Raw genomic sequence first — 16,292 nt, forward strand, 5'->3', positions numbered from 1 at the left:
GCTCCCGAAGGAGCGGCCTCCGAAGCCCCGACACCCGGATCCGTGCCTTCCCGCAAGGGCAGTTCCGTGGCGAAGCGCAAGAACCTGGGCGTGGGCAGCTTCGTGCTGCTGGCGCTGGGAGCCTTCGTCTTCCTCTTCCCGTTCTACTACATGTTCATCGGCTCGCTGCAGACCTCCCCGGACACTTCGGTGGGCGGAGCGTTCCCCAGTCCGGCAAACATCACCGGTGAGAACTACAGCAACATCAACAACTCGATCGACCTGCTGAAAGGCCTGGCCAACTCGGGTATTTTCACCGGTGGCGTCATCTTCTTTACGGTGGTGTTCGGGCTACTGGTGGGCTACGCACTCGCCCAGATGCAATTCCGCGGCAAAGGCTTTGTCTTCGGAATGATGCTGCTGGTGCAGATGATCCCGTTCCAGCTCCTGCTCATCCCGCTGTACGTCATGATTGTGCGGGACTACGGGCTCTCAGACTCTTACTTGGGCATGATCCTGCCATTCGCGATCAATTCCACCGCAGTGTTCGTCTTCCGTCAGTACTTCATGCAGCTGCCCTCCACCTTGTTCGAGGCCGCCCGCATCGACGGAGCCAGCGAGCTGAGGATCCTCTGGCAAATCGCTATCCCCCTGGTCCGGCCCGCCATTGTCACTGCAATTCTGCTGACTTTCATCGGTCCGTGGAATGAGTTCCTGTGGCCGTTCCTCGTCACCAAGGACCAAGCCATGGAACCGCTCGCCGTCTCCCTGGCGAATTACATCTCGAACATTGCCGCCACGGCATCAAACCCGTTCGGCGCCATCCTTGCCGGTGCCTGCGTTCTCGCGGCCCCCGCCGTCGCGCTGTTCATTTTCTTCCAGCGCCAATTCATTTCCACCAATATCGGTTCAAGCGTAAAGGGCTAAGCTCTATGACTTCCTCAACTTCAGCACTCCCCACCGTCCCGTTCACCCTCACCCGCGCCGGCGTCATCATGACCCCGGAGGACGGGAACGAGTTCGAAGCCGAAGGCGTCCTCAACCCGGCAAGCGGCCGCGGGCCCGACGGCGAGCTGTACCTCCTGCCGCGCCTCGTGGCGAAGGGCAATGTCTCCCGCGTCGGGCTCGCCAAAGTGATCATCGGCGACGACGGCGTCCCGTCCGGCGTCGAACGCCAGGGCGTTGTCCTGGCACCGGACGAAGGCTGGGAACGGGGCCTCAACAACGCGGGAACGGAAGATCCCCGCATCACCTGGGTACCGTCCCTCGGCCGCCACCTGATGACCTATGTTGCCTACGGACCGTTGGGCCCCCGCCTGGCCTTCGCCCATTCCGAAGACCTGCGCACATGGGACCGCCTGGGGCCCTGCCATTTCGAGTACCAAGCGGACTTGTCCATGGACTTGAACCTGTTCGCCAACAAGGACGCAGTGTTCTTCCCGGAACCGATCAACGATCCCGACGGCGTCCCCTCCTATGCCTTGCTGCACCGCCCCATGTGGGACCTCGGCTGGATCCGCGAGGGCGAAGGCGAGCACCTGCCGGCCGGCCTCGATGACAACCGCCCGGGTATCTGGATTTCCTACGTCGCAGTTGCCGACGTCGAGAGGGACATCCGCAACCTCGTCCACCTGCGCAAGCACAAGCTCGTGGCCCTGAGCGAGTTCCCCTTCGAAGAACTCAAGATCGGCGGCGGACCGGCACCGATCCGGGTCGACGAGGGCTGGCTCCTGATCTACCACGGTGTCTCCGGATCGATGGAAAAGTCTGCCTTCGACCACCAGCAGAACGTCAACTACACAGCCGCCGCCATGATCCTCGACAGTGACGATCCCTCCATCGTGATCGCCCGCAGCGACAAGCCGCTCCTGGCACCGGAAACGGAAGACGAGATCTCGGGCATCGTCCCCAACGTCGTTTTCCCCACGGCAATAGAGAAGATCGGCGAGCAGTTGTTCGTCTTCTATGGCATGGCTGATTCGAAGATCGGCGTGGCACGCCTGGACCGCGCCTAAAAGCAGTACCGCGGCTAGGACCGGACCGCGCCTCACGGCAGCACCCCCCGCCCCAGCAGTCCAGCCCCTCTTCCACGCCCATAGGAGTTAGACATGACCTCTCCCCTTGTTTATGCACGGCTGAAATCCGCCCCGGTCGCAGTTGTTGCAACGCTGTCGATGCTCCTGGCCGGGGCGGGGGTGGCATCAGCAACACAGCCGGCCCAGGCTACTGCGACGCAGCCCGCTGCGTCGCAGGCACGTGCCGCGGCGTCAGCGCCGTTGACCAACCTGTCCCACCTGAATTTCCTGCTGGACACGGTTCCCCTGAACGCCGTGGATGGCCACACGACGTACCAGATCGGTGAACATCCCGCAGCACAGGCACCGTGGACGTACGCCAACAAGAATGCCGACGGCAGCTACACGCGGGTAGGAGGGGGTTCCAAGGATCCGGCCACAGGCTACTGGAGCCAGGGGGCCTTCAACGCGGACGACATTGCGCGCACCGCCGTCGTCTATTTGCGCCATTGGCAGCAGACCGGTGACGCCTCAAGCCGCACCCGCGCCTTCGACGTGCTGCGCGAGCTGACCTACTTGCAGACAACTTCCGGTCCCAACGCCGGAAACGTGGTCTTGTGGCAGCAAGCCGATGGCACGCTCACACCGAGTGCCAAGCCGGTGGAACTTCCCGACCCCAGCGATTCAGCCGAGTCGTACTGGCTTGCCCGCACCGTGTGGGCGCTTGGCGAAGGGTATGCGGCGTTCAAGTCTGCCGATCCCCAGTTTGCTGCCTTCCTGCAGTCCAGGATGGACCTCGCCGTCGCGTCCCTGAACAAGCAGTCCCTTGCCAAGTACGGAAAGTACGACATTGCCGACGGCGCCAAGGTCCCCGCCTGGTTGATCACCGGAGGGGCAGATGCCTCGGCCGAAGCTGTGCTCGGGCTTTCCGCCTACTCAAAGGCCGCGCCCGACGACGGCGCTGCCGCTACCGCGCTGAGCCGGCTCACCGAGGGTATCGCCGCGATGTCCTCGGGATCTGTTCAGCAATGGCCCTTCGGCGCAATTCTTCCGTCGACCCAGACCCGGACCCTGTGGCACGCATGGGGAGGAATGGCGGCAGCCGCCGTCGCGAACGCGTCCCCGTTGCTGCATCGCCCTGACCTGCTGACCGCTGCTGTGAAGGACTCCGCCCAATTCACTCCGCAGCTCCTCGCCGCGGGCGGACCGGACAATGCCTGGAGCCCGGCCCCGGGTGAGGCACAGATAGCCTACGGCGTGGACTCGCGAGTCGAAGGACTCGTGGCGACCGCCAAGGCCGCGAACGCTCCCGGCCTGCTGGACGTCGCAGCAGTTGCTGCCGGCTGGTACTTCGGTGCCAACCGCAGTGGAAAGCCCGCCTACAACCCGGCAACAGGCACCGCGATCGACGGCATCGAAACCGATGGCCGCGTCAACCCCAACTCCGGGGCGGAATCCACCATCCACACGTTGTTGTCCATGCTCACCTTGGACGCCAATCCGGAACTCAAGGCCAAGGCCCTGGGGATCAGCAGCACCGCGGGGACGGACGGACTCAAGGTAGCCGAAGCCGAATCCGGAACCATCACGGGCGGCGCAGTCGTCAAAGCTGCTTCGGCGTGGACTGGTGAGGCGAACTGGTCCGGCGGCGCATACGTCGCGCTCAACGCGGGCGGCACCCTGAAGATCACGGTCCCGGCTTCGGACCAGGCGCGGAACGCATACCCGATCGTGAACCAGCGCCCCGAAGCCGCCGGAACGACGTCGTGGACATCCGGGGGCACTTTCCTCGGCACCACGCCCAACGGTGGGGCAGGCGAGCAAGGCATCACGGCAACTCCCGGCAAGCTCTTCCCGTTCTCCCTTGACCGGGCCCTGCCGGCGGGCCAGGACAGCTTGACCGCCAAGGCGGGAAGCGACGTGTCGATCGACGCTGTGCTGCTGCAGCCGCAGATTTCCTCGGTTTCGGTCTCGGGCTCCGCAGGCCAATCAACGCTGTACATTAGCGCGGCCCCGGGAAGCACCGACCGAAAAGTGGACATGCCCCAAGGATTCCATCTGAGCCAGCAGGCCTTCGATGCATCCGGCCAGCCCGTCACACCGGGTCCCGACCAGAACGGGGCAGACCATTCCGGCCGCGTCACCGTGGCCCCGGGTGGGTTCACCTGGGTGACCCTGGTCCACAACTAATCCCCACCGGCTCCCAGCCTTCGCAAGCTCAGGCCGGGGCCCTCGCCGATGTGGGCCCCTATCACTACAGGAAGAACCCATGCAGAAAATCACCAAAGAAGCCCTGCTCCACAGCTACGAGGGAGCACTCACGTTCAGCAATCCGCTGACCGACACCATTTCCACCGATCAGTTTTCCGCCGAGTATCCCGAGCACCCGGAATGGGCTGTGGGCCCGTTCCGCAAGGACGATTCCCTGACGTTCCGGCAAGTCCAGGACTGGGCCGATCCGACCGGCATCGGCTGGAACGCGGATTCAATCTTCAACCCCTCGGTCATGGAGCGCGACGGCAAGCTCTACCTCTTCTACCGTGCATCCCCGCGTAAGGAATCGGTCTCGAGCCGTATCGGCGTTGCCGTCTACGATCCAGAAACCGGCTGGCAGGACAACCCCTCCAATCCAGTGATCTACCCCACCCAGGACAATGAGATCCTTGGCTGCGAAGATCCCAAGGTGTACCAGGCCAACGGCCGCTACTACATGTTCTACAACGGGATCTGGACGATCGACCGCAGCGATGAGCCGGCTGGCCAGGACCCGGATGTCTATCCCCTTGGCGATGTCGGGTGCGATATCAATGTTGCGGTGTCCGACGACCTGATCCATTGGGAAAAGCTCGGATTGGCTGTCCCTTACGAGGTTTCGCGGTTCTGGGCCAAGGGGGCCGTCATCCCCCGAAACGCCCAGGGCGAGGCCGTCAAGATCGGTGGCCACTACCTGATGTATCTGTCCGAGGGCTGCGGCGGAACCACCCATGTGGGACGGTCCGCCGACATGGTGAACTGGACGTTTGAGCCGCAGGAGTATCTGGACCTGGGGCCCCTGGGCGGCTCGCTCCACGAAGTGGCCTGCGCCATTGTCGACGACGGCGACGGAACAGAGAGCGACGGCGGCAAGCTCGTGCTGGACTTCTTCTACGGCGACGCAGACGGCCAATTCTCCGCCGCGCAGGCGCTTTACGACGTGAGCCAACCGTTCACCCAGAAAGCGATGCATAGAGGAGGCTCACTGGCTTGGGGCGGCCTGCTTAAGTTCGGCGGAACCTGGATGTTCGCCCAAGGCTGGGATGCCCCTTCGGGATCGCGGGAGATGTACTTCTACCGCGCAGACCAGGGCTAAGCACCTCCAGCCCGATACCGTGTCCGCCCTTGGCAACAGACGTTCGATTGATAAGGCAAACATCATGATTGAAACGAGCAACCTCGCCAAGGGATGGACGTTAAGAGTGACCGCTCCGGCCCCGGACGCCCCGTCCGGGGCCATGGGCTGGAGGCTTGCGGCAGCCGTTCCGTCGGTGGTGCACACGGTCCTCATGGACCACGGGTACATCCCCGACCCCTACATCGGGCAGAACGAGGAATCCCAGCATTGGGTAGGCCAGAGCGAGTGGGAATACTCCACAACCTTCATACACGACGGAAACGAAGACCGGCGGACAGAGCTCGTCTTCGAAGGCCTGGACACCGTCGCCGTCATCCGGGTCAACGGACAAGACCTTGCGCACACGTACAACCAACACCGCAGCTACGTCGTTGACGTTACCGACGTCGTCAGGCCGGGTGCCAATGACCTGGCGATGACCTTCAAGAATGTGCGCGAGTATGCCGAACAAATCCGGGCATCCGTGGGGGAACTACCCAACGGCAATCCGGAGCCATTCCAGTATGTGCGCAAGTCGGCCTGCAATTTCGGCTGGGACTGGGGCCCGAACCTCGTGACGGCCGGACCTTGGAAGCCTGTGGGCATCAGGCGGTACCAGACAGCACGGCTGCAGTCTGTTCGTCCATCGGTCACCACCACCGTTGCTCCCGGACTCGATACCGGCACCGGCACCGCAGAACTCCCCACCAACGGACATGCCCGCGTGGAAGTGGATGTCGAGGTCCTACGGGCGCCAGGCGTTTCGGGCGAGCTCGGACTTAAGATCGCCCTTCTGGGCAAGACCGAATCGATCACCATTCCGGCGGGCTCCCACAAAGCCCGGTTAGTCGTCGATCTCGAAGATGTTGAACTGTGGTGGCCGCACGATATGGGTGCCCAACCACTCTCTCAACTGACGGTGACGTTGGACGCTGATCGGCATGACCTCGACGTCTGGTCCAAAAGCATCGGGTTTCGGCAATTTGAGCTCAAAACCGAACAAGACGAAGCCGGAACCAGCTTTGTCTTTGCAGTCAACGGAACCGACATCTTTGTCAAGGGTGCCAACTGGATCCCCGACGATTGCTTCCCGTCACGTATCACCGAATACCAGCTCCGGGAGCGCCTCTCGCAAGCCACTGCGGCAAACATGAACCTACTCCGAGTGTGGGGCGGCGGGGTGTACGAGTCGGACACTTTCTACGAGATTTGCGACCGCATGGGGATCCTCGTCTGGCAGGATTTCCTCTTTGCTTGCGCCGGATACCCGGAGGATGGACCGCTCTCCGAGGAAGTCGCCGGCGAGGTCCGGGACAACGTGACACGTCTCATGAGCCACCCGAGCCTGGTGCTTTGGAATGGAAACAATGAATGCGTTTGGGGCTTCTGGGATTGGGACTGGAAGACCCAGCTCGACGGTCGAAAATGGGGGTGGGACTACTATTCCGAGCTCTTGCCTGCACTCATAGCCGAGTTGGATCCCACCCGCCCGTACTGGAACGGCAGCCCTTATTCGGGAGATCCTGAACTGCATCCCAATGATCCGAGGCACGGGAACGTGCATATCTGGGATGTCTGGAATCAAAAGGACTATTCGCATTACGCGGAGTGGAATGCACGGTTCGTTTCCGAATTCGGATTCCAAGGTCCGCCCAACTGGTCCACCCTCACCCGCGTCCTGGAGCCAGCGGACCTGGACCTCGAATCCCCGGCGTTCCTCCAACACCAAAAGGCCGAAGACGGAACAGGGAAGCTGCAGAGAGGACTCTCCGCGCATCTTCCCGAACCCGCGAATTTCCGGGAATGGCACTTTCTCACCCAGGTAAACCAAGCCCGCGCGATCCGCTTCGGCATCGAACACTTCCGTGCCGGCTGGCCCGTTTGTGCCGGATCCATTGTCTGGCAACTCAACGACTGTTGGCCCGTCACCTCCTGGGCCGCGATTGATGGATACGGTCAGCTGAAACCGCTATGGTACGCAATCCGTGAGGCCTACCGGCCGCGGCTGGCGACCATACAGCGCCGCGGCGACGGGCTCGCCGTCGTTCTGGTCAACGATTCCGCAGAGGCCTGGAGTGGAACCCTCACCGTGGAACGCCTCGGCACAGCTTCTCCCACGGAGGCTGTCCCGCCGGTGATGCGGCTGGAGGCGTCGCATCAATTCGTGTTCGACGTCGACCCCAGGGGCAAGACCGAAATCTGCCTCCCGCATGATCTGCGCGAGACCGAACGACCCTTGACCGATGTCCTCGTGGCGCGCGGTGAAGGACTCGGGCACCGGGACCGAATCCTCCACTTCTACGCCGAGGACAAGGATCGCATCAAGGAGCCAGCGCGGGTCACCGCCCGGGCATCGAGAGTCCCCGACGGTATTGAAGTGACTGTCACCGCCGAGACCATCGTGCGCGATGTGGTTCTGCAAGCAGACCGGCTCGACCCGAAGGCGACAGTCTCCGAACAATGCGTTTCGCTGCTGCCCGGGGAAAGCCATACCTTCCGGGTCGCATCCACGGTTGATGGTGCTGAGGGGCCGGGACTCGATGCATGGTCGCGGTATCCGGTACTGCAGGGGGTCGGAATCCGACCCGAAAGAATCATGCCGCCCGCCGAGTTTGCACCGTCTATCTCAACGGAAGAAGGAAGATTCCAGTGACACACCCAGGCATCAGCGGCGCAGTCGTAGGTTTGGACATCGGAGGTTCAAAGACACGGGGCATCAAATGGTTGGATGGCGCCGCCGTTGCCGATACTTCCGGCGGCAGCGCCAATGTCCAAAACGTGAGCCGAGCCGAAGCCCGTAGCAACCTGGAGGGCGTCTTCGCCACCCTCCGCGGCGAGTCCGTTGCGCGCGTGGTGGTCGGTTCCGGAGGGATCGACACCGCCGAAGATGCGAACGCACTGACGGAACTGATCCAGCCCTTGGCTCCCGACGCCGTCGTCTCCGTTGTCCATGACACGCGCCTTCTTCTGGCTGCCGCAGGATGCAGCACTGGAATCGCCGTGATCGCCGGCACCGGATCCGCGGCCTGGGGCACCAACGGCGAGGACCAAGCGCGTGCGGGCGGCTGGGGTTACTTGCTTGGCGACGAAGGCAGCGGCTACTGGTTCGGTCGTGAAGCGGTGAGATACAGCCTCGAGCGCATGAACAACGGGCTACGCCCCGACGAACTGACGAAAGCGCTTGTGAAATCTTGTGGACTCCTCGGCCCGGAGGGTTTGATTGCCCTTTTCCATGGCGACGCGGGGCGCGAGTTTTGGGCTTCCAAATCACCGATTGTCTTTGAGTGCGCGGCCTCGGGGCATACAGCCTCATTGGACATGATCCTCCAGGCAGGCGCCGATCTTGCCTCGTTGGCGGCAAAATGCGCTGAGCAACTGAAAATCGAGGGGCCAATCGTCCTCGGCGGTGGCCTCGGCATGAACCAGCCCACCCTGCAGACAGCCATGCGGATAGCCCTTGCCACTCGAGGCCTCGATAATTTGCAGGTCCTCACCCAGGATCCGGTCTTCGGCGCACTGCAACTTGCATCCCACTAGCGCCACCAGCTGTGATGAGACTCACTAGCAACAAACGCCATTCTGGCTTAAGCCGTCATCGCCTCACTGTGCACTATGGAAATGCTGTACGGCGGCTTTCGCATTGGCGCGATAGCCGAATATCCGGATTCATGAATGGAAGCACTGAACAATGACGTTTGAAACTGCCGACTCCGTAACCCTCAAGATTTGGGACCGCTCAACCACCCACCACACGCTTGACGCGCTGGTGCACGACTTCTCGGTCCGCCACAACACCTCCAAGGCCAGCATCGCGGTCACTTGCAGCGGGCCCAACACCTTCACTGTCAGCCTGAACGGCAGCGCGGCCAAGGCCACCGCCTTCGACGCGCACTCCCTGTAACAGCGCCCTTTCGGACGCAACACGACGACGACGGCGGAAGGCAGCTCCCGCCGTCGTTCGCGTATCCGGGCCAGTCCGAAGGGAAGGGTCAGGCGCGGGAGTGCTCGGAAAGGAGCGCGTCGATCTGGCCGGCTGCCTCCTGCATTCCCTCTTCCATTCCCATGTCAATCATCTTCTTCATCTGTTCTTCTGATTCGAAGGTGGACAGGATGGTCATGCGGGTGCGGTCGCCTATCTCCTCAATGGTCACGGTCGCGTGGCCGGCACCGATGTCCTCGACGGGAGCGCCATTTTCGTCGGCAAAACCGTCGTCGAACTCCAGCCTGTTCGGAGCTTGGACGGACGTGATGCGCCACCAGCCGCCGGCCTTCTCGCCGTCGGGACCGGTCATGTAATAGTTGGCCTTCCCGCCCGGCTCGAACTCGAACTGCTCGAACGTGGCTGGCCAGGTGGGTGGACCCCACCAGCGCTCTAGCTGGCGCGGGTCTTCCCAGATTTGCCAGACCTGTTCGGGGCTGGCATCGAACTCAGCGACGAGGGTTAAGGTCAACGCTTCGGGATTCTTCGTGGAACTGATAACCGTCATTGCGGAACCCTTCCTATTTTTCGGCGAGGATGTCTGCGATCCGCTCGACGCGCTGCCGCCAGATCGCCTCGTACTCATCGAGCAGTTGGCGGGCTTTCTGCAAGCCATCATGGTTGCCCCGCACGATCTGCTCCCTTCCACGCTTCTCCTTCGTAATGAGGGACGCGCGCTGCAACACCGCCACGTGCTTCTGAACGGCGGCGAAACTCATGGCGTAGAGGGTAGCCAAGCCGGACACCGAGTACTCCCCGACAGTCACCCGCCGGACGATATCCCGGCGCGTGGCATCGGCAAGTGCCTGGAACAGGCGATCAAGTTCGGTTTCACTGAGCTGATCTACAACCATTTGGTTGTAGGATATGCCGATGGCGGAGGGGTGTCAACGGGCACAGACACTTCGCACTAGTCGAATTTCAGCGGGGTCCAGCCGAACGGAATCGGGCCGCGCACTCTTGCCCGCTCGCGGTCGGATTCGGCGGACCAACCCTGCGCGGAGGTTGCGGCTGGAACACCACACGCGCCGCGTGCCACCCGGAAACCGACATCTTCCAGAACAGCATCGGGCGCGCTGCCCCGCCGTACCGACGCACGCACATTCCAGGATTCGTCAGCCCAACCACCGCCACGGAATGTCCTGTAGTCGCCGTATCTCGCCGGATCAGCGTAGTCCCAGCACCACTCCCAGACATTGCCCAACATGTCGAAGGCGCCAAAGTCGTTGGGTTTCTTGAGTCCGACGTCGGCGGGTGCCGCTGCTCCGTCTGTCGCCGTCCATGCAATCTCGTTGAGCGGACCATAGTGCGGACCACTTGATCCGGCCCGGCAGGCATACTCCCATTCCGCCTCGGTCGGTAGCCTGTAGCCGTTGGCCGCGACGTTCCATTCGACGCTTCGGCCCGATCGCACATACGCCGGGCTGAGACCTTCCGCTTCAGATGCCGCGTTGCACCAGCCAATGGCCTCAAGCCAGGTAATCCCATGTACCGGCGCGTTTGGAGAAAGGTCACAAGCTCCTTCTGCTGTTACCGCGCCAAATTCGGCTCGCGTAACCGCTGTCCGAGCGATTTCAAAGCCCACAAGATCCACTGAGTTGGTACGGCCGCTCCGGGCGTCACGGATGTCAATCCGGCCACCCGGAAGGCTAAGGAGCTCTGGCGGGTTGATGTCCATGGGAACCAACCCTAAATCCATGTCGGGCCATGACGTGTCACGCGAGGCAGGTTTTTGCCCGCTGTCGGCATTCGAACTCCTGGATTTCCGGGCTTCTCCCTGACCCAAGGCCCCAAAAAGTTGCCTGGCGTGACACAGCGCCCTCAGACCTCCGCCACCGGCGCCGCGAACTGGGCTTCGTACAGCCTCGAGTAGGCACCCCCAGCGGCCAGCAGCTCAGCATGCGTGCCCTGCTCCACGATCTGCCCGGACTCCATCACCAGGATGAGGTCGGCGTCGCGGATTGTGGAGAGGCGGTGCGCGATCACAAAGCTCGTCCGGTCAGAACGCAGGGCACTCATGGCTTTCTGCACCAGAACCTCGGTCCGGGTATCCACGGAGCTCGTGGCCTCGTCCAGAATCAAGACTGACGGACGGGCCAGGAAGGCCCGGGCGATGGTGAGCAGCTGCTTCTCACCAGCGGAAACGTTGTTGCCTTCGTCGTCGAGCACTGTGTCGTAGCCCTCAGGGAGGGAGCGCACGAACCGGTCCACGTACGTTGCTTGTGCGGCCTCCAGGATCTCGGCTTCGGTGGCGTCGGGCCGTCCGTAGGCGATGTTGTCCCGAATGGTGCCGCCGAAGAGCCACGTGTCCTGCAGCACCATGCCCATCCTTGAGCGCAGCTCGTAGCGGGACATCGAGGCGATGTCCACGCCGTCGAGCGTGATCCGCCCGGCGTCGAGCTCGTAGAAACGCATCATGAGGTTCACAAGGGTGGTCTTGCCTGCTCCGGTGGGCCCGACAATGGCAACAGACTGGCCGGGCTCGGCCACCAGGCTCAGGTCCTTGATGAGCGGCTTGTCTGCCGAGTAGGAGAAGGAAATGTTCTCGAACACCAGGCGCCCGCGCGTCTTTTCGGGAACAGCCGAGGGCTCAGGATCAGCGCTTTGCTCCTCGGTGTCGAGCAGTGCGAAGACGCGTTCTGCGGATGCCACACCCGACTGGAGCAGATTGGCCATTGAGCCGAGCTGGGCCAGCGGCTGCGTGAACTGCCGAGAGTACTGGATGAAGGCTTGGACATCGCCCAGCTGCATGGCACCGGAGGCTACTTGAAGGCCACCCACCACGGCGATCCCGACATAGACCAGGTTGCCGATGAATGTCAGTGCCGGCATGATCAGGCCACTGATGAACTGGGCGCCGAAGCTGGCCGAGAACAACTCCGCGTTCTTCTCGCGGAAGCGCTGCTCCACTTCGCGCTGGCGGCCGAACACCTTCACGAGCGCGTGACCGGTGTAGGTTTCTTCGATCTGCCCGTTCAGCTCGCCGGTGTTCTTCCACTGGGCCACGAACAGCTTCTGCGAGCGCTTGGCAATCAGCACTGTGGTCACCAGCGTCAACGGCACGGTGACCAGGGTGATAAACGCCAGAACCGGCGAGAGCAGGAACATCATGAAGATGACGCCGGCCACCGTGAGCAGGGACGTGACTGCCTGGCTGATGGATTGTTGGAGGCTCTGCGAAATGTTGTCGACGTCGTTGGTCACGCGGCTGAGTAGCTCGCCGCGCTGCACCGAATCGAAATAGCGCAGCGGAAGCCGGTTGATTTTCGCTTCGATCTCCTCGCGGAGCCGGTACACCGTCCGCTGCACGACGCCGTTGAGCACGTAGGCCTGAATCCAGCCGAACGCTGAGGCCAGGACATACAAGACGAGCACCCACAGCAGGATCGAGGACAACGCCCCGAAGTCGATTCCGATGCCGGGAGTGAGGTCCATGCCCTTCAACATGTCGGCTTTGGACCCCTGGCCGGAAGCGCGCAGTCCCTCGATGATCTGTTCCTTGCTCACCCCGGCGGGAAGTTGCTTGGAGACAACGCCGGCGAAGATCAGGTTGGTGCCCTGGCCCAGAAGCCGCGGGCCGATCACGGACAGGGTCACGCTTGCGACGGCGAGGAAAAGAACCAGGGTCAGCCACATGCGCTCGGGCCGCAGCGTGCCCAGGAGCCGCTTTGCGGAGGGCAGGAAGTTCATGGCCTTTTCGGCCGGGATACTCATTCCTGCGAAGGGTCCGCCGCGGCCTGGTCCCATCGGGGGACGCTGCGGGCGGTTGGCGGTTCCGGTTGCGCCAGGGTTGGAAGCCGCGCTGCTCATGCCGCCTCCTCCGCTGCCAGTTGCGAGGAAACTATCTCGCGGTACGTTTCTGAGGTCTCCAACAACTCTTCGTGGGTTCCGCGCCCCACCAGCCGCCCGTCGTCGAGCACTAGAATCTGCTCGGCATCCGCGATGCTGGACACCCGCTGCGCAATGATGACCATGGTGGCGCCCGAGGTGTGGCGTTTGAGCGCCTGGCGCAGCCTGGCGTCGGTGGCGGTGTCCAGGGATGAGAAGGAGTCGTCGAAGATGTAGAGCTCGGGTTGCTTCACGAGTGCGCGGGCGATGGCGAGGCGCTGCCGTTGTCCGCCGGAAACGTTGGTGCCACCCTGCGAGATCGGAGCGTCAAGCCCACCCTCCATCTCCTCGACGAAGTCCTGGGCCTGTGCAATGGCGAGCGCCCGCCAGAGTTCTTCCTCCGTGGCGTCGGGCTTGCCGTAGAGCAGGTTGCTTCGGACGGTGCCTGAGAACAGATAGGGCTTTTGCGGGACCAGTCCGATGTGCCCCCACAGGAGGTCCGGGTGCAGTTCGCGGACGTCGACGTCGTCGATCCGCACCGAACCGCTGCTCGCGTCGAAGAGCCGTGGCAGCAAATTCACCAAGGTGGTCTTGCCCGCGCCCGTGCTGCCGATGATCGCCGTCGTCTGGCCTGCGCGTGCCCGAAAGCTGATGCCGCTCAGGACAGGCTGCTCGGCACCCGGGTAGGCGAATCCGACGTCGAGCAATTCCAGCTCGCCGCGGCCGGCGGTTTCCGTCACCGGGTTCTCGGGAGGCCGCACGCTCGATTCGGTTTCGAGCACTTGTCCAATGCGGTCGGCCGAAACAGCCGCGCGCGGGATCATGACGGCCATGAACGTGGCCATCATGACGGACATGAGGATCTGCATGAGGTAGCTCAGGAAGGCGATCAACGTGCCTACCTGCATGGATCCGTCGTCGATCCGGAACGATCCGAACCAGATCACGGCCACGCTGGAGATGTTGAGCACCAGCATCACGACCGGGAACATGAGGGCCATGAGCCGCCCGGCGCGCAGCGCCATCTCCGTGACGTCCTGGTTGGCCGAGGCGAAGCGTTCCGTCTCCATGTCCTCGCGCACGAACGCGCGCACCACGCGGATGCCGGTCAGCTGTTCGCGGAGCACCCGGTTCACGGTGTCGATCCGGACCTGCATCTTGCGGAACAGCGGCACCATCCGGCTGACAATGAGGCCCACCGCAACGAGCAGCACGGGGACGCTCACGGCAATCAGCCAGGACAACTGGGCATCCTGCCGGACGGCCATGATCACCCCGCCGATACTGAGCATGGGCGCCGCAACCATGAGGGTGCAGGACATCAGGACGAGCTGCTGGACCTGCTGCACGTCGTTGGTTGAACGCGTGATCAGCGAGGGCGCACCGAAGCGGGTGACCTCCTGCTCGGAGAACTCCCCCACCCTGGTGAAAATAGCGCCGCGCAGGTCCCGCCCCAAGCCCATGGCCGCTTTCGCGCCGAAGTACACGGCCGTGATCGAACAGGCGATCTGCAGGAGGGTGATGAGCAACATGAGGCTGCCTGTGCCCAGGATGTAGCCGGTATCCCCCTTGGCCACGCCTTCGTCAATGATGTCGGCATTCAGTGTGGGCAAGTACAGCGACGCTATGGACTGCGCCAACTGGAAAATGACGACGGCGATCAGCAGCCGCCGATGTGGCCGCAGGTACTGAACGAGAAGTTTCCAGAGCATCGGTCTCCAACTCACGTAGTGATTCGAAGGCCAGTCTACGACTGGTTGCTGGGGGCAACTAGGGTGTTCCCTCAGGGCGAAGCGTGGCGGGGTGAGCAGGCGCGTACCCTCGCTCACCTATCAGGCCATTTCCCCCAACCCTCGCTCACCTATCAGGCCATTTCCCCCAACCCTCGCTCACATCACTGGGGATTACCGCGCAAGAGCGACGCCGATCTCACGGTTCACTGCAGGAATGATTTCGGTAGCCAGAAGCTCGATGGACCGCGCCGTCTCAACCAAGGGCAAGCCGCCGAGACCGACCTGAGCCAGATACCGCGTGTTACCGAGGACGCTATGGATTTCCAGTAGTTTTTCGACGATCTGTTGAGGGCTTCCCACAAGCAGGCCGCCACCGGGTTCGGTCCATTCGTCGAAGGTGCTCCGCGGGAAATGGTCAACTGGCCGGGGCATGTTCTGCTCAAAGTAGGCGCGATAGTAGGGGTAGAAGGTGTCCCCGGCTTTCTGCGACGTCGGCGCCACGTAGAAATGGCCACCAGCACCGACTGGCAGGGCGGCAGCGTCGTGTCCTGCGTTTTCAGCCGTCTCCCGGTACAGATCCACGAGCCGGCGGAATCGTGCCGGTCCGGACAACAGAGCAATGAACAACGGCAGGCCCAACCGCCCCGCCCGGACGAAACTCTGCGGAGTACCGCCCACGCCCACCCAGATGGGCAACTTTTCCTGGACCGGGCGGGGCGCTATGTCCATCCCGGAGACGCTTTGGGTCAGGTTTCCCTCCCAGCGAAGATTGCCGTTGTCACGCAGCGCGAGCAGCATGTTCAGCTTCTCTTCGAACAGCTCGTCATAGTCCTCCAATCTGTGGCCAAACAAGGAGTACGACTCCACAAATGCGCCACGGCCAGCGATGATCTCTGCCCGCCCTCCCGAAATGAGATCCAGCGTGGAGAACTGCTCAAAGAGCCGGACAGGGTCCTGTGTGGAGAGAACCGTGACGGCGGTGCCCAGCCGAAGGTTGGTGGTTTCCCGAGCGATGGCCGCGAGCACCATTTCCGGGGCAGAGAGGGCGAAATCGTGCCGATGATGCTCTCCCAGGCTCAGGGACGAAAGCCCTGCCTGCTCGGCAAGCTTCGCGAGCTCAATGATGTCCTTGAGCCGCTGCTGCGGTGACAGAGAGACGCCGGTCCTGATGTCGCGGGATAGCTCTCCGAAAGTGAAGATTCCAAAGTCCATAATTCATTGAACATTCAAGTATTTAGATTCATTCCCGAGGGCTGCTTATGAGCGAGCGTCCGCCGAAACGGCACCAAAGGTGAGCGAGCGTCCGCCGAACGGTATATATCAAGCTGTTTGTGACAGCTGGGTGGTTTGTTTGTTGTTGATCCCGGCGACCGGAGGGGCTCCCGGCG

At 62.6% G+C, this 16,292-nt stretch carries 13 protein-coding genes; 7 read left to right on the top strand and 6 right to left on the bottom strand.

Translation table 11 applies throughout. The annotated features are described in order from the left end of the window. Positions 1–150 precede the first annotated feature (150 nt). The 7 genes from NFJ07_RS16210 (at position 151) to NFJ07_RS16240 (ending at position 9,265) form a co-directional block, all read left to right on the top strand. Positions 151–906, top strand: coding sequence for a carbohydrate ABC transporter permease (locus NFJ07_RS16210; RefSeq protein ID WP_269995871.1), 756 nt, complete (start codon positions 151–153; stop codon positions 904–906). A 5-nt stretch (positions 907–911) separates the two neighbouring features. Continuing rightward, complete coding sequence (locus NFJ07_RS16215; RefSeq protein WP_269995855.1) at positions 912–1,994, top strand: glycoside hydrolase family 130 protein; 1,083 nt, start codon at positions 912–914, stop codon at positions 1,992–1,994. A 93-nt stretch (positions 1,995–2,087) separates the two neighbouring features. Beyond that, on the top strand, positions 2,088–4,184 hold the full coding sequence (locus NFJ07_RS16220) for a hypothetical protein (RefSeq protein ID WP_269995856.1): 2,097 nt from the start codon (positions 2,088–2,090) through the stop codon (positions 4,182–4,184). A gap of 79 nt (positions 4,185–4,263) precedes the next feature. Continuing rightward, complete coding sequence (locus NFJ07_RS16225; RefSeq protein ID WP_269995858.1) at positions 4,264–5,343, top strand: hypothetical protein; 1,080 nt, start codon at positions 4,264–4,266, stop codon at positions 5,341–5,343. Positions 5,344–5,407: 64 nt separating this feature from the next. Then, complete coding sequence (locus tag NFJ07_RS16230) at positions 5,408–8,017, top strand: glycoside hydrolase family 2 protein (RefSeq protein WP_269995859.1); 2,610 nt, start codon at positions 5,408–5,410, stop codon at positions 8,015–8,017. Next, complete coding sequence (locus NFJ07_RS16235; RefSeq protein WP_269995860.1) at positions 8,014–8,901, top strand: N-acetylglucosamine kinase; 888 nt, start codon at positions 8,014–8,016, stop codon at positions 8,899–8,901. Before NFJ07_RS16230 ends, NFJ07_RS16235 begins: the two co-directional genes overlap by 4 nt. Positions 8,902–9,052: 151 nt before the next feature. Next, entirely contained in the window at positions 9,053–9,265 is a 213-nt protein-coding gene (locus NFJ07_RS16240; protein WP_184741564.1) for a hypothetical protein, read from the top strand. An 88-nt stretch (positions 9,266–9,353) separates the two neighbouring features. Here the strand turns inward: NFJ07_RS16240 and NFJ07_RS16245 are convergent, their stop codons facing one another. From NFJ07_RS16245 to NFJ07_RS16270, 6 genes are all read right to left on the bottom strand, one after another. Beyond that, on the bottom strand, positions 9,354–9,851 hold the full coding sequence (locus NFJ07_RS16245; protein WP_269995862.1) for an SRPBCC family protein: 498 nt from the start codon (positions 9,849–9,851) through the stop codon (positions 9,354–9,356). Between the two features lie 13 nt (positions 9,852–9,864). Then, complete coding sequence (locus tag NFJ07_RS16250; protein ID WP_269995863.1) at positions 9,865–10,197, bottom strand: ArsR/SmtB family transcription factor; 333 nt, start codon at positions 10,195–10,197, stop codon at positions 9,865–9,867. 56 nt (positions 10,198–10,253) lie between these two features. After that, positions 10,254–11,021, bottom strand: a complete 768-nt coding sequence (locus NFJ07_RS16255) for a formylglycine-generating enzyme family protein (RefSeq protein ID WP_269995864.1) — start codon at positions 11,019–11,021, stop codon at positions 10,254–10,256. Between the two features lie 143 nt (positions 11,022–11,164). Next, the gene (locus tag NFJ07_RS16260) at positions 11,165–13,153 is read right to left on the bottom strand and encodes an ABC transporter ATP-binding protein (RefSeq protein WP_269995865.1); all 1,989 of its coding nucleotides are present in this window, start codon (positions 13,151–13,153) and stop codon (positions 11,165–11,167) included. Continuing rightward, positions 13,150–14,883, bottom strand: a complete 1,734-nt coding sequence (locus NFJ07_RS16265) for an ABC transporter ATP-binding protein (protein ID WP_269995867.1) — start codon at positions 14,881–14,883, stop codon at positions 13,150–13,152. Before NFJ07_RS16265 ends, NFJ07_RS16260 begins: the two co-directional genes overlap by 4 nt. Before the next feature lie 192 nt (positions 14,884–15,075). Next, positions 15,076–16,116, bottom strand: coding sequence for an LLM class flavin-dependent oxidoreductase (locus NFJ07_RS16270; RefSeq protein ID WP_269995869.1), 1,041 nt, complete (start codon positions 16,114–16,116; stop codon positions 15,076–15,078). Between the last annotated feature and the right edge of the window lie 176 nt (positions 16,117–16,292).

Source organism: Arthrobacter sp. B2a2-09 (genome assembly GCF_027587375.1).
GTDB lineage: Bacteria > Actinomycetota > Actinomycetes > Actinomycetales > Micrococcaceae > Arthrobacter.

Bases quoted from the DNA above. Each gene is read 5' to 3' on its own strand.
- NFJ07_RS16210 (WP_269995871.1), top strand. From the start codon at position 151: ATGTTCATCGGCTCGCTGCAGACCTCCCCGGACACTTCGGTGGGCGGA.
- NFJ07_RS16215 (WP_269995855.1), top strand. From the start codon at position 912: ATGACTTCCTCAACTTCAGCACTCCCCACCGTCCCGTTCACCCTCACC.
- NFJ07_RS16220 (WP_269995856.1), top strand. From the start codon at position 2,088: ATGACCTCTCCCCTTGTTTATGCACGGCTGAAATCCGCCCCGGTCGCA.
- NFJ07_RS16225 (WP_269995858.1), top strand. From the start codon at position 4,264: ATGCAGAAAATCACCAAAGAAGCCCTGCTCCACAGCTACGAGGGAGCA.
- NFJ07_RS16230 (WP_269995859.1), top strand. From the start codon at position 5,408: ATGATTGAAACGAGCAACCTCGCCAAGGGATGGACGTTAAGAGTGACC.
- NFJ07_RS16240 (WP_184741564.1), top strand. From the start codon at position 9,053: ATGACGTTTGAAACTGCCGACTCCGTAACCCTCAAGATTTGGGACCGC.
- NFJ07_RS16245 (WP_269995862.1), bottom strand. From the start codon at position 9,851: ATGACGGTTATCAGTTCCACGAAGAATCCCGAAGCGTTGACCTTAACC.
- NFJ07_RS16250 (WP_269995863.1), bottom strand. From the start codon at position 10,197: ATGGTTGTAGATCAGCTCAGTGAAACCGAACTTGATCGCCTGTTCCAG.
- NFJ07_RS16255 (WP_269995864.1), bottom strand. From the start codon at position 11,021: ATGGACATCAACCCGCCAGAGCTCCTTAGCCTTCCGGGTGGCCGGATT.
- NFJ07_RS16260 (WP_269995865.1), bottom strand. From the start codon at position 13,153: ATGAGCAGCGCGGCTTCCAACCCTGGCGCAACCGGAACCGCCAACCGC.
- NFJ07_RS16265 (WP_269995867.1), bottom strand. From the start codon at position 14,883: ATGCTCTGGAAACTTCTCGTTCAGTACCTGCGGCCACATCGGCGGCTG.
- NFJ07_RS16270 (WP_269995869.1), bottom strand. From the start codon at position 16,116: ATGGACTTTGGAATCTTCACTTTCGGAGAGCTATCCCGCGACATCAGG.